The 12412-nt window shown below is 64.4% G+C and carries 15 protein-coding genes; 5 read left to right on the plus strand and 10 right to left on the minus strand.

Annotation, left to right across the window (positions count from 1 at the left end):
• Window positions 1-7: 7 nt before the first annotated feature.
• From F4U95_RS15315 to ruvA, 4 genes are all read right to left on the minus strand, one after another.
• Entirely contained in the window at window positions 8-775 is a 768-nt protein-coding gene (locus F4U95_RS15315) for a 3-keto-disaccharide hydrolase (RefSeq protein ID WP_150426272.1), read from the minus strand.
• A 114-nt stretch (window positions 776-889) separates the two neighbouring features.
• Window positions 890-2632, minus strand: a complete 1743-nt coding sequence (locus F4U95_RS15320; protein ID WP_150426340.1) for an AMP-dependent synthetase/ligase — start codon at window positions 2630-2632, stop codon at window positions 890-892.
• Between the two features lie 138 nt (window positions 2633-2770).
• Window positions 2771-3793, minus strand: coding sequence for a Holliday junction branch migration DNA helicase RuvB (gene ruvB / locus F4U95_RS15325; protein WP_150426273.1), 1023 nt, complete (start codon window positions 3791-3793; stop codon window positions 2771-2773).
• Window positions 3790-4398: a Holliday junction branch migration protein RuvA gene (gene ruvA, locus F4U95_RS15330; RefSeq protein WP_120251212.1), complete on the minus strand. Its 609-nt coding sequence runs from the start codon at window positions 4396-4398 to the stop codon at window positions 3790-3792. The genes ruvB and ruvA overlap by 4 nt, the downstream gene beginning before the upstream one ends.
• 128 nt (window positions 4399-4526) lie before the next feature.
• Between ruvA and F4U95_RS15335 the strand changes: the two genes are divergently transcribed.
• Window positions 4527-5102, plus strand: a complete 576-nt coding sequence (locus F4U95_RS15335) for a Clp protease/crotonase-like domain-containing protein (RefSeq protein WP_120251213.1) — start codon at window positions 4527-4529, stop codon at window positions 5100-5102.
• 68 nt (window positions 5103-5170) lie between these two features.
• On the plus strand, window positions 5171-5797 hold the full coding sequence (locus F4U95_RS15340) for a DUF1345 domain-containing protein (RefSeq protein ID WP_150426274.1): 627 nt from the start codon (window positions 5171-5173) through the stop codon (window positions 5795-5797).
• Here the strand turns inward: F4U95_RS15340 and thiL are convergent.
• The 5 genes from thiL to mnmA all read right to left on the minus strand — a co-directional run bounded on the left by thiL (window position 5794) and on the right by mnmA (window position 10541).
• Complete coding sequence (gene thiL / locus F4U95_RS15345; RefSeq protein WP_150426275.1) at window positions 5794-6708, minus strand: thiamine-phosphate kinase; 915 nt, start codon at window positions 6706-6708, stop codon at window positions 5794-5796. The genes F4U95_RS15340 and thiL overlap by 4 nt on opposite strands.
• Window positions 6709-6798: 90 nt before the next feature.
• Window positions 6799-7245, minus strand: coding sequence for a transcription antitermination factor NusB (gene nusB, locus F4U95_RS15350; RefSeq protein ID WP_120251216.1), 447 nt, complete (start codon window positions 7243-7245; stop codon window positions 6799-6801).
• 73 nt (window positions 7246-7318) lie between these two features.
• Window positions 7319-8608 (minus strand): histidinol dehydrogenase, encoded by a 1290-nt coding sequence (gene hisD, locus F4U95_RS15355; RefSeq protein ID WP_150426276.1) that lies wholly within the window; start codon window positions 8606-8608, stop codon window positions 7319-7321.
• Window positions 8598-9260: an ATP phosphoribosyltransferase gene (hisG, locus tag F4U95_RS15360; RefSeq protein WP_120251218.1), complete on the minus strand. Its 663-nt coding sequence runs from the start codon at window positions 9258-9260 to the stop codon at window positions 8598-8600. Before hisG ends, hisD begins: the two co-directional genes overlap by 11 nt.
• 174 nt (window positions 9261-9434) lie before the next feature.
• A complete protein-coding gene (gene mnmA, locus F4U95_RS15365) occupies window positions 9435-10541 on the minus strand; it encodes a tRNA 2-thiouridine(34) synthase MnmA (RefSeq protein ID WP_150426277.1) in 1107 nt (368 codons plus the stop codon).
• A 162-nt stretch (window positions 10542-10703) separates the two neighbouring features.
• Here mnmA and F4U95_RS15370 point away from each other — a divergent pair, with 162 nt between their 5' ends.
• The 3 genes from F4U95_RS15370 to F4U95_RS15380 all read left to right on the plus strand — a co-directional run bounded on the left by F4U95_RS15370 (window position 10704) and on the right by F4U95_RS15380 (window position 11867).
• A complete protein-coding gene (locus F4U95_RS15370) occupies window positions 10704-11003 on the plus strand; it encodes a hypothetical protein (RefSeq protein ID WP_120251220.1) in 300 nt (99 codons plus the stop codon).
• A gap of 105 nt (window positions 11004-11108) precedes the next feature.
• A complete protein-coding gene (gene sciP / locus F4U95_RS15375) occupies window positions 11109-11408 on the plus strand; it encodes a CtrA inhibitor SciP (RefSeq protein ID WP_120251221.1) in 300 nt (99 codons plus the stop codon).
• A 204-nt stretch (window positions 11409-11612) separates the two neighbouring features.
• Entirely contained in the window at window positions 11613-11867 is a 255-nt protein-coding gene (locus F4U95_RS15380; protein WP_093082464.1) for a GlsB/YeaQ/YmgE family stress response membrane protein, read from the plus strand.
• A gap of 63 nt (window positions 11868-11930) precedes the next feature.
• On the opposite strand, the gene F4U95_RS15385 is transcribed toward F4U95_RS15380, so the two are convergent.
• A complete protein-coding gene (locus tag F4U95_RS15385; RefSeq protein WP_120251222.1) occupies window positions 11931-12179 on the minus strand; it encodes a GlsB/YeaQ/YmgE family stress response membrane protein in 249 nt (82 codons plus the stop codon).
• Window positions 12180-12412 lie beyond the last annotated feature (233 nt).

Below are 12412 nucleotides of genomic sequence, written 5' to 3' on the forward strand. Positions count from 1 at the left end.
CTGCGTCCTAGTCCAACCGTTGCAGCTCGATATTCCTAAATTCGATGGGATGACCCTCGCCTTGCAGGGCGATATAGCCGCGCGTGAGCTGCAACGCGCCACCCGCAGCGGCAATCAGGGGTTTGGCGTCCGCATCTTCCGGGTCGAGTTCGATAGCTGAATAGCGCAGCACCGCTTTCCCATCGATATAATGGGTGACGTCGCCCGATGGCAGCACTTCCAGTTCCGCTCTGGTCCAGCGGCCGGCGGGCAATGGCGAGCCGCTGGCCAAGATACAATGGCGCGGATCGCGCTTGCCCTCGAAAAGGACGGTGGTGCCAGGCGTGCAGACATTGCCGCTCGGCTCTTCCGTCGGGCGCGGCGTGGCCAGCAGCTGCATTTCCAGACTGACGGGAAAATCCTGGTCACGGCGGATCGTCTCGGGCGGCTGGGCGTGGAACATCAGGCCGCTATTGGTCGCCTGCCATGATTTGATGCCGGGCAGGGATGTACCGAACAGGCGATATTCGAAGCGGATGCGGTAGGCGCCGAGCGGCGCCTTCCAGAACAGATGGCCGAACTCGCCATCGAAATGCTTGTACTGGGCGTGGGAGACGCGGATCGCGCCATCCTGCACGATGAACATATGGAGCGGATCTTCACCCAACGCACGGCCGGTGATCTTGGGCGTCCAACCGTCGAGCGACTTACCGTCGAAGATAGGCTCCCATCGCGGTTCGGGGGCAGGCGCGGCGCCCATGAGCAACAGCATGGCTGCGATCGCATATATCCTCATCCGCCGATCGCCTTTCCCATGCGCTTCCAACAAGAGGTTATTGCGGGATCGCGGGCCGTTCGTCCAGAAAATTGGCCCCGCCGACGCGCCGCTTTGAACCTGGCCCGCTATGCCTTAGCCCTTGTACAGCGCGTCCAGGCGATCCGCATAGCGTTTGCGGATCACATGGCGGCGGATCTTCATCGAGGGGGTCATTTCCTCATTCTCGATGGTGAAGGGTTCGTCGGCCAGGATGAAGCGACGGACGCGCTCCAGCACCGACAGATCGTCATTCACCCGGTCCACCGCCGCGCGTAGCGCCGCCTGATAGGCGGGGTTGGCGGCAACGCTGTCCAGCGCGACGCCCTGTTCGATCGCCCATTCACGAGTCCATTCGGCATCGGGCACCAGCAGCCCGACCAGATAGGGGCGGCGGTCGCCATGGACCATCGCCTGACCGATCTCGCTTTGCAGCGTCAACATGCCCTCGACCTTTTGCGGGGAGACATTGTCGCCCTTGTCGTTGACGATCAGATCCTTCTTGCGGTCGGTGATGCGGATGCGGCCTCTGGCGTCGATCTCGCCTATGTCGCCGGTGTGCAGCCACCCGTCCTTGAGCGCCTTTTCGGTTTCGGCCGGGTTGCGCCAATAGCCATGCATCACCAGTTCGCCGCGCACGAGAATCTCGCCATCGTCGGCAATCTTCACCTCGACCCCGTCAAGCGGCGGGCCAACCGTGTCCATGGCGATGCCGGCCGACGGATAGTTACAACTGATAATCGGACCAGCCTCCGTCTGACCATAGCCTTGCAGCAAGGTCAGGCCCATGGCGTCGAAGAAGAGGCCGACATCGGGGTTGAGCGGCGCGCCGCCCGAGACCAGAGCCTTCATCCGCCCACCGAAACGCGCGCGAATCTTGGGGACGAGCGTGCGCGACAGCAGCGCCTTCATCGGCAGATCGAGAATCGATCCCTTGCCCGCCTGCTCCTTCGCCGCGATGCGCGTCGCCTGCCCCATCAGATAGGTGGGGAATTTGCCCTGCTTCTCGATCGACTTGATGATGCGGGTCCGCAGCACTTCGAACAGGCGCGGAACCACGACCATGATGGTCGGGCGCGTTTCCTCGATATTGGAGGCCAGCTTTTCCAGGCCCTCGGAATAATAGATCTGCCCGCCCAGCAGCATCGGCAGGAACTGACCGGCGCTATGTTCATAAGCGTGGGAGAGCGGCAGGAAGGAGAGGAAAACCTCGTCACCCCAGCCGAAATCCTCCGCCACCACCTTGCCCGCGCCTTCCACGTTGGAAAGGATCGCCCCATGATGCTGCATCACGCCGCGCGGCGCGCCGCCGGTGCCGCTGGTGTAGATGATGCAGGCCTGATCGTTGCGGGACACGGTCTGGGCGGCGGCGATCGCGTCCACATCAGCCGGATAGGCGGCGAGCAGGTCGCTCCACAAATGACAGGCGCAAGTGCCCTGCGCGCCCCGCAGCGGTTCCATGCCGATGATGAAGGACGCCTGCGATCGGACGACGGCGGGCATCAGCGCCTGGGCCAGCTTCGCGGTGGACACGATGACGGCGCGCGCGCCGCTGTCGGTCAGGATATGCTGGTGATCGCGCGTGGTGTTGGTGGTGTAGGTCGGCACGGTGATGCAGCCGGCCGCCATGATGGCAAGGTCCGCGATGCAGAATTCGGGCCGGTTTTCGCTGACCAGCATCACCGGATCGCCGGGCTTCAACCCCTGTGCCTTCAGCGCGGCGGCGAGCGAGGCGACCTGGCCCGCGACCTCGGTCCAGCTCTGGCTATGCCATTGGCCGCCGCTCTTGCGCCAGAGGAAGGGCGCGTCGCCCTTTTCCTGCGCGCGCGCAAAGAACATCGTTACCAGATTGGGGAATTTCTCGATGGCCCTCAAGGCTCGACTCCTGCGGTTTCCGGCACGTCTGATGCGCACCTATGCGTTAAGCAAGGCTATAACGGTGCCTTGCCGTAACGGCCACGCTTTTCCGTTTGTTTCCTAATCGAAGAGGCCGTTTTGCACATCCTGCGGCGGATTGATGCCCAGATGCTTCCAACCGGGGCCGTTGAGGCAGCGGCCGCGCGCCGTGCGGGCTATAAGGCCAAGCTGGATCAGATAGGGTTCGACCACTTCCTCGATCGTGTCGCGCGCTTCGGACAGGCCCGCCGCCAGCGTTTCCACGCCGACCGGCCCGCCGCGATAAATGTCGGCGATCATCATCAGATACCGCCGATCCATCAGGTCGAGGCCGAGATGATCGACCTCCAGCCGCATGAGCGCCGCGTCGGCGACCTGGCGATCGACGCTGGGCGCGCCCGCGACATTGGCGAAATCACGCACCCGGCGCAGCAAACGGCCGGCAATACGCGGCGTGCCGCGCGAACGACGAGCGATCTCGATCGCGCCGTCGGGGGTAATGGCTAGGTCGAGCAGCCGCGCGGCGCGGCGCACCACCAGTTCCAGTTCGTCCACCGTATAGAATTGCAGCCGCACCGGAATGCCGAAGCGATCACGCAGCGGCGTGGTGAGCAGCCCCTGCCGCGTCGTCGCGCCGACCAAAGTGAAGGGCGGCAGGTCGATGCGGACCGAGCGGGCCGATGGCCCCTCCCCGATCATCAGGTCGAGCGCGCGATCCTCCATCGCGGGATAGAGCACTTCCTCCACCGCCGGGTTGAGGCGATGGATTTCGTCCACGAACAGGACGTCGCCCTCATCCAAATTGGTGAGCAAGGCGGCAAGATCGCCCGATTTGGCGATGACCGGGCCGGATGTGGCGCGGAAACCCACGCCCATTTCCTTGGCGACGATCTGCGCCAAGGTGGTCTTGCCCAGCCCCGGCGGGCCGAAGAACAGCACATGATCGAGCGCATCGCCCCGCGACTTGGCCGCCTGGATGAAGATACGCAGATTTTCGCGCGCCGCCTGCTGGCCGACGAACTCGTCGAGCGATTTCGGGCGCAGCGCCGCGTCGACATCCTCGGGGCGCCGGGCGGGGGTAATGAGGCGATCGTCGTCGGTCACTTCGCCGCCTTTCGCAGCGCCAGGCGCACCAGCGCGTCGAGGCTGGCGCCTTCGCCCAGATCCTCTTCGGCGGCGGCGACCGCCACGCTGGCCTCATGGGGTTTGAAGCCCAGATTCTGGAGCGCGGATAGCGCGTCGCTGCTGTGGTTGCCGACCGGCATCGCCGTCGCGCCGCCTGCCCCCAACGGACCGCCGGTTGCCACCGCGCCGATCTTTTCCTTCAATTCATTGACGATGCGCTGGGCCAGTTTCGGGCCGACGCCGTTTGCGCGCGCGATCATCGCCTTGTCCCCGGTCGCGATCGCGCGGTGCAGGTCATGCGGTTCCAGTGCGGACAGGATCGCCAGCGCCACGCGCGATCCCACGCCCTGGACATGGGTGAGCAGCCGATACCAGTCGCGCTCTTCCGCACGGGCGAAACCGACCAGGCGGATCGCGTCGTCCGACACCAGCATTTCGGTGTGGATCGTCACCGCTTCGCCCACCGGCCCCAGGGCCGCGAGCGTGCGGGACGAGGCGCCGACCAGATAGCCGACCCCGCCCACGTCGATGATGGCATGGTCGATGCCGGTGCTGTCCAGCAGCCCCTTGAGTTTCGCGATCATAGCTTCCGCCCTTTGGTCATGATCTGTTCTTTACAGCCTGTTGCGGCCCGCGCCAGTGGGAAAGCACGGCACCTTTTTGCGGCTGGCGCGTAGTGCAGGCCGACTTGTCGCAAAATTGAGGATCGCCCATGTTGATGACCGCCCCCCTGTTGTCGCCGAAGGATTTCGAATTTCCGTCGATCATGCTGTCGGGCGTGGTCGACCATGGCATGTATCTGCATTTCAAAAATTGCCTGTCCACCGCGCCGCAGACCGGCCTTGTCGTCGTGGAGATTTCCACATTGGGCGGCGATCCGGAAATTGCCCGGTTGATGGGCGAGGATATTCGCTTTCATTCCGACCTCTATCCCGATCGGCGACTGGTGTTCATGGGGCGCACGGCGGTCTATTCGGCCGGCGCCACCTTCATGAGCTTCTTCGCGACGGAGAATCGCTATCTGACGCGCGGCACGCGGCTGATGATCCATGAGCGGATCATCACCAAAAATATCCAGCTGGCCGGGCCGCTGTCCACCTGCATCGCGACGCTGAAGGCGACGCTGAACGAAATCGAATCGTCGATCGAAATCCAGAATGAGGGCTTTGCCAACCTGATCCTGGGGTCGCAGGTGACGATGGAGGAGCTGTTGGAAAAGGCGCCGGAAAATTGGTATCTGGAAGCCAATGAGGCACAGGCGCGCGGGCTGATCGCGGCGGTGCTATAAGCCCCCGTCAGTAAATCCCCGACAGTAACCCCTTGTCAGATGGGGCGCGGACGCCTTTGATATCGGACATGCGCTCCTCTCCTCTTTTCCCCTGGCGTTATGGCATGTTCCTGGCGCTGCTGGCGCTTATCGCGCCGCTGGCGTTGATGCTGCCCTGGCATGAGGCGGCGATGGCGGGATTCGATATCGCCGCCATCGCCTTCATGGCGTCCGTCGTGCCGTTGATCGACGCAGCGCCCGCTACGATGCGGCGCAATGCGCAGGCGAACGATGCGAATCGCGAGCTGATGCTGTTGCTGACCGGGATCGTCAGCCTGGTCATTCTGGTCGCGGTCGGCGTGGCGGTCAGCCAGCATGGCGGGCCAAATGGATGGACGATCGCGCTATTGCTGGCGACGTTGCTGATCGCCTGGCTGTTTTCGAACCTCGTCTATGCGATGCACTATGCCCATAATTTCTACCTGCCCGGCGATAAGGGGCGCGATCGTAGCGGACTGGATTTTCCGGAGACGGACGAGCCGGGCTATTGGGATTTTCTCTACTTCGCCTTCACGCTGGGCATGACCTTCCAGACGTCGGACGTGTCGATAACGGCCAGTGGAATGCGCCGGACGGTGTTGTTCCAATGCCTCGCCGCCTTCCTGTTCAACCTCGGCATTCTGGCCTTCACCATCAACGTGCTGGGCGGCAGTTAGCCATGTTCCCAGCCCAGGCTGTCGGGCAGCGGGATGACGGCGCCGTCGATCTTCAGGGTCAGGCCCGATCCGTCGGCCACATGACCGATGGGGATCGCGCGCACGGGCGGTGCGACGCCATGGGGCAAAGCGAAGAGCAGTTCATAATCGTCACCCGCCCGCGCGGCGGCGATTTGCACGGCGACGCTGGCACCCCGCACCTTTTCCAGTGCGACCGACAGGGGGATATGGTCGATGACGATCGCGACGCCGCTGGCCACGCCCATGCGCGATGCGTCGATCAGCAGGCCGTCGGACAGGTCCATCATCGCGCTGGCGACCGGCGCGAGCAACGCGCCTTCGGCAAGGCGCGGGCGCGGTCGGCGATAGGCCTCCACCAGTGGACCGGATGCGGCAGGGTCAGCAGTCGCCAGCGACAGGCCGATGCCCGCATCGCCGACCGGGCCGGTGACATAGAGACGGTCGCCCGGCTGCGCGCCGGTGCGGGTGGGGACAGGCCCGGTCGCTTCGCCCATCGCGGTCAGGCTGTAGCTGCGCGCGGAGCCGGCGGGCATCTTCACCGTGTCGCCGCCCAGCAAAGGCATGGCATGCCGGTCGAGCGCTTCGCCCAGGCCGGCGACAAAGGCTTCGTCCCAGGCCTCGTCACCCGACAGCGCATAATTCAAAAGGCAGCCGACCGGCCGCGCGCCCTTGGCCGCGAGGTCGGACAGATTCACCGCGGCGAGCTTCCAGCCGATATCCTGTGGCGGATCGGTGGGGAGATAATGGACCCCCTCCACCATCGTGTCGCTGGTCAGGATCAGGCGGCTGGCACCAAAGGGCAGCACAGCCACATCGTCGCTCAGCCCCTGCGCGGCGGGATCGTTCGCCAGCAGGCGCAGCAGGGTGAGGAAGCGGGATTCGGCGGACATGGCCAACTCTAACGCATTTGCAGCAGCGCAGCGCCTGTTATGCGAAAAAGACGTTCCCCGGCCTGCGCCGAGGAACGATATTGCGGACAGTTACTTCCGCACGTCCTTCGACACGCCGTCGAGCAGGCCGTTGACGAAGCCCGATTCGCGCTTGTCGTAGAAAGCGTGGGCGACATCGACATATTCGCTGATGACGGTGCCGGTGCCGACATCGAGCCGGGCGAGCAGTTCATAGGTGCCGGCGCGCAGGATCTGCCGCATCGGCTTGTCGAGCCGGTCGAGGCTCCAGCCGCTCGACAGGCGGGCGGTGATCAGGCCGTCAATCTCGTCGCGGCGACGGTCAACGCCCTGCACGATATCGTCGAAGAAAGGCTCTTCGGCCTGGGCGTAGGTGACGTCCTCGATCGTGGCGCCCAGGCGGTGCTGATGGAATTCGTGCAGCAGGATATGGACGGGGGTACCCTCCATTTCGAGCTGATAGAGCGCCTGGACCGCGGCGAGGCGCGCGGCGGAGCGGGATTTGGAGCGGTCGTTCATAGCAATTCCCTACTCCGTTCGGTTCGAGCTTGTCGAGAACCGCTTCTCGACTTCGCTCGAAGCGAACGGCTGATTATTTGAGGCGTAGCGCCACCGAAGCGGCATGCGCGGGCAGCCCTTCCGCCTGCGCCAATGCGACCGCGGCGGGGCCGATCGCGCCGATGGCTACGGGCGTGAGGCTGAGGAAGCTGGTGCGCTTCATGAAGTCGAGCACCGACAGGCCCGACGAGAAGCGGGCGCGGCGGCCGGTGGGCAGGACGTGATTCGGCCCGGCGACATAATCGCCGACGGCCTCGGGCGTCATCCGGCCTAAGAACACGGAGCCGGCATGGCGCACCTGCGCGAAGAGCGATTCGGGATCGTCCACGGCCAGTTCCAGATGCTCGGCAGCCAGGCGATCGACCAGCGGCATGGCTTCATCGAAATCGCGCACGACGATGATCGCGCCATTGGCGTCCCAACTGGCGCGAGCGACCGCGCTGGTGGACAGCGTCGGGATCTGACGCTCGACGGCGGCAGCCACCGCATCGGCAAAGGCTGCGTCGTCGGTGAAGAGGATAGACTGGCTGGTCGGATCATGTTCCGACTGGCTGAGCAGGTCGGCGGCGGTCCATTCCGGGTCGTTCTTGCCATCGGCGACGACGACGATTTCCGAGGGACCGGCGACCATGTCGATGCCGACCACGCCGTAAAGCTGGCGCTTGGCTTCGGCGACCCACGCATTGCCGGGGCCGGTGATGACGTCCACAGGCTTGATTCGGTCGGTGCCATAGGCAAGCGCGGCAACGGCCTGCGCGCCCCCTACCCGCCAGATTTCCTCGATACCTGCAATCTGCGCGGCGGCCAGGACCAGCGGGTTGATCTCCCCGTTCGGGGTCGGCGTGACCATGGCGATGCGCTGCACGCCCGCGACCTTGGCGGGGATGACGTTCATCAGCAGCGAGCTGGGATAGGCGGCGCGGCCGCCCGGCACATAGAGGCCCGCCGCATCGACCGCGTTCCAGCGCGCGCCCAGGCGAACGCCGGCCGAATCCACGCCGTCGCTGTCCTGCGGCTTCTGCTTTTCATGATAGGTGGTGATACGCGCGGCGGCGAGTTCCAGCGCGTCGCGCAATTCGGTGGAGATACCGTCGAGCGCCGCGCGGGTTTCCGCCGGAGTGACGGCCCAGCCGCTGACGTTCAGGTCATGGCGGTCGAAACGCTGCGTATAGTCGGCCAGCGCAGCGTCGCCGCCGGCGCGGACCGCCTTCAGGATCGCGGTCACGTCACGCGACACATCCTCGTCCGCTTCGCGGCGGGCATCGACCAGCGCGGTGAAGGCGGATGCGAAATCGGCATCGGTGGTGGAGAGGTTAAGCGGCATCCTTCACCCCCACGGCGGCGCGGAACGCCTCCACCAGCGGCGAGAGTTCGGCCGAACGCATCTTGTAAGCGGCGCGGTTGACGATCAGGCGCGCGCTGATCTGCATGATGATGTCGGTTTCAATGAGGCCATTGGCTTTGAGCGTCGCGCCCGACGAAACGAGATCGACGATCCGGCGCGACAGGCCCAGCGAAGGGGCCAGTTCCATCGCGCCATTCAGCTTCACGCATTCCGCCTGAAGCCCGCGCTTTTCATAATAGCGGCGGGTAAGGTGCGGATATTTGGTCGCGACGCGGACATGGCTCATCGCGGCCTGATCCTCGTCCGCGGCATCCACCGGCTCGGCGACCGACAGGCGGCAATGGCCGATGTCGAGGTCGACGGGTGCGTAGAGTTCGGAATAGTTGAATTCCTCGACCACGTCGGAGCCGACGATCCCGATCTGCGCCGCGCCATGGGCGACGAAGGTCGCGACGTCGAACGCGCGCACGCGGATGATCGACACGTCGGGCCGGTTGGTGGCGAAGCGCAGCGCCCGGCTCTTCTTGTCGTGAAACTCCGCCTCCGGCTCGATACCGGCTTTGGCGAGCAGGGGCAGCGCTTCATCGAGGATGCGGCCCTTGGGGATGGCGAAGGTGAGCGGGCGAGTCATGACGCGCGGGCCTTACGCGCGGGGGCGTAAAAGGGCAAGGTTTGGGGGGATGCTAGGATGCTGCGGCTGATTCTTGACCCTCGTCCCGGAGCAGGCCGGGATCCCGCTTCTTCTATTGTGCCCCAAGAACAGCGGGATGCCGGATCACGTCCGGCATGACGATGTGAATGAAGGTCAGGCCGCTTCCGCCATCGCCGCTTGCGTCTGTGCGATCCAGCCGCCGCCAAGGACGCGCTCACCGGCGTAGAGGACCGCCGCCTGTCCTGGCGCGACGCCAAATTCGGGCGCGTCGAAGAGCAGGCGATCGCCGTCGAGACGCGCGGGAACGGGCTTGGCCATCGACCGTACCTTGGCGGTCAGCGGTCCGGTGAAGTCGCCGCCCAGCCAGTTGATATCACTCAAGCGCGCGCCCGACACAGCGAGCGCCGCTTTCGGCCCCACGATCACGCGGCGGCTTTCGGCATCCAGTCGCACGACATAGAGCGGATCGGGCTGGCCGCCGATGTCCAACCCCTTGCGTTGCCCGACAGTGAAATGGATCATCCCCTTGTGCCGGCCGAGCGTGCGACCGTCGATATGGACGATGTCGCCGCCCTCGTCCGCGTCGGGGCGCAGTTTCCGTACGATCTTCGCATAATCGCCGTCGGGCACGAAGCAGATGTCCTGGCTGTCGGGCTTCAAGGCCACAGACAGGCCGAGTTCTGCAGCGATTTCGCGGACCTGCGGCTTGGGCAGGCCTCCCAGCGGGAAGCGCAGATAGTCGAGCTGCGCCTGAGTCGTGGCGAAGAGGAAATAGCTCTGGTCGCGGGCCGGATCGGCGGCGCGATGCAATTCCGCCCCCGCCGCGCCCTCGATCCGCTGGACATAATGGCCGGTGGCCAGGCAGTCGGCGCCCAGATCCCGCGCGATCTGGAACAGATCGGTGAATTTCACGCCCATATTGCACTTCACGCAGGGGATGGGCGTGCGGCCGGCCATATATTCGTCGGCAAAGTCGGCGATCACCGAATCTCGGAAGGCGGTTTCATAATCAAAGACATAATGCGCGATGCCGATACGGTCGGCGACCGCGCGCGCGTCGCGGATATCCTGCCCCGCGCAGCAGCTGCCCGTGCGGCCGACGGCGGCGCCATGATCGTAAAGCTGGAGCGTGACGCCGATGACTTCGGCGCCGGTCTTGGCGGCCAGCGCCGCGACGACGCTGCTGTCCACGCCGCCCGACATGGCGACGACGATACGCCGCTCATTGAGCGGCTGGGGAAGCTGAAACTGAGGCTGCATGGGCGGGCATATAGTGCAAGGAAAGCGGCTTCGCAAAAGTTAACAAAGTGTGACGCCCATTTGCCCCTTTCGGGCCGGATCGACGCAGATTGGCGACCGGACGAGTCACGAAATCGTCTTCGAGTTTACGGACCCTTATCCATTGGTCGGTAGAAGGGGGTCATGGATCTGAGTTTCCTTCGGGGCGGCGGGCTGAAACCTGGCGCTCCCAGACCCCTCAGCCGGCCGCGCGTGCCGGCCTGGCCGTTTTTGCGGGCTGCCACGGCGGCTGCGCAGGCGGCCAGTCCTACCGCGCAGGCGGTGGCGGGCGTCCTGCGGGGGCAGGGCGGAAGCGATGACTGGGTCCAGGAACTGGCGGGAATTTTCGCGCCACGTTCCGGCGGCAAGATCGAAGCCGTGCGTCTCGCGGGAAGCTTCAACCCGTTGATCGCGAGCCGTTTAGCCAGGGGGCATGAAAGATGAAGGCTGTGTTTACCGTGGCGCTTTAGCCGTTCTTCAGGGCTGACGCACATAATCGGAAAACAACGCCGAAATCGGTAACGCCAGTGCCGCACTTTGAGGGTAAGAATGATCGAGAACCAGAAAATCAAGCCCGCCCAGGTCGTCGGGCCGCTTGGAGAGCCTCTGACGCTGGACAGCCTGCCGCCTGCGGATACGACCCGCTGGGTGGTGCGGCGCAAGGCGGAAGTGGTCGCAGCGGTCAATGGCGGTCTGCTGACCGTGGACGAAGCCTGTGCGCGCTATAATCTGACGCTGGAAGAATTTGCCGGCTGGCAGCGCGCGGTCGACCGTTCGGGCATGCATGGCCTGCGCGTCACCCGCATCCAATATTATAAGTCGCTCTATGAGCGGCAGCAGAAATATTGATCGCCGCTCAAGCGATCTGACCGCGGACATGAAGGGGCCGCCGGACAATGATCCGGCGGCCCTTTTTCATTCGCGGGGCGCACAAACGACGCAAAGCCAAGATGGTTTCCGTCCCGGAATCATTTTGGGAGCATGGAACGGGACGCCTTCTGCTCCGTTGAATGCAGCACCCAACCCGCTGGGGGCGTGGTCAAGGAGAGTATCATGGGCATCATCTTGTGGCTTATCGTCGGCGGCATCATCGGCTGGCTCGCCAGCATGGTCATGCGCACGGACGCACAGCAGGGCATCCTGCTCAATATCGTCGTCGGCATCGTGGGCGCCTTCATCGGCGGCCTGATTTTCAGCGGCGGTTCGATCAACGAAGGTCTGACGCTGTACAGCTTCCTCGTGTCGCTGGTCGGTGCGATCATCCTGCTGGCGATCGTCAATCTGGTCCGTCGCGGATCGGTGCGCTAAACCCGCACGACATCCTGTAAAAGCAAAAGAGGCTGCGCCACCGCGCAGCCTCTTTTTTTCGTTTCAGCGTCGCGCCGCGAACCAGCGATACAAGGCCAGTACGGCCACCGATCCCAGTATCGCAGCGACGAACCCGGCGCTCTGCCCCGGTGCATAGAAGCCCGCGAGTCGCCCGACAAAGCCGGCGAACAAAGCCCCGGCAATCCCCAGCAATATCGTGACCACGCATCCGCCCGGATCGCGGCCGGGCATGATCAGTCGCGCGATCGCGCCTGCAAGCAGGCCGACCACGATCCATCCCAGCAAGTCCATGCTGCGTTCCCTTTTTATATATAAGCATCGACCCGTTCCCCATAGCGCCACAGTCCGGCAATTTTGGCAAGTCAATGTGATCGCAGGGGAAGGAATGGCACGATATGTCGCCCTTCCCGCACCATCCATCGCGCATAATCGCTTTGCCGACCCGCTTCGAACCATGATATTGGGGCTTGAGGGTGGTGCTATATTCATATAACACAGCTGCCAACAGGGCGGATGCGCCGGAG

It is taken from the genome of Sphingobium limneticum, from assembly GCF_008710165.1.
Classification (GTDB): domain Bacteria; phylum Pseudomonadota; class Alphaproteobacteria; order Sphingomonadales; family Sphingomonadaceae; genus Sphingobium; species Sphingobium limneticum.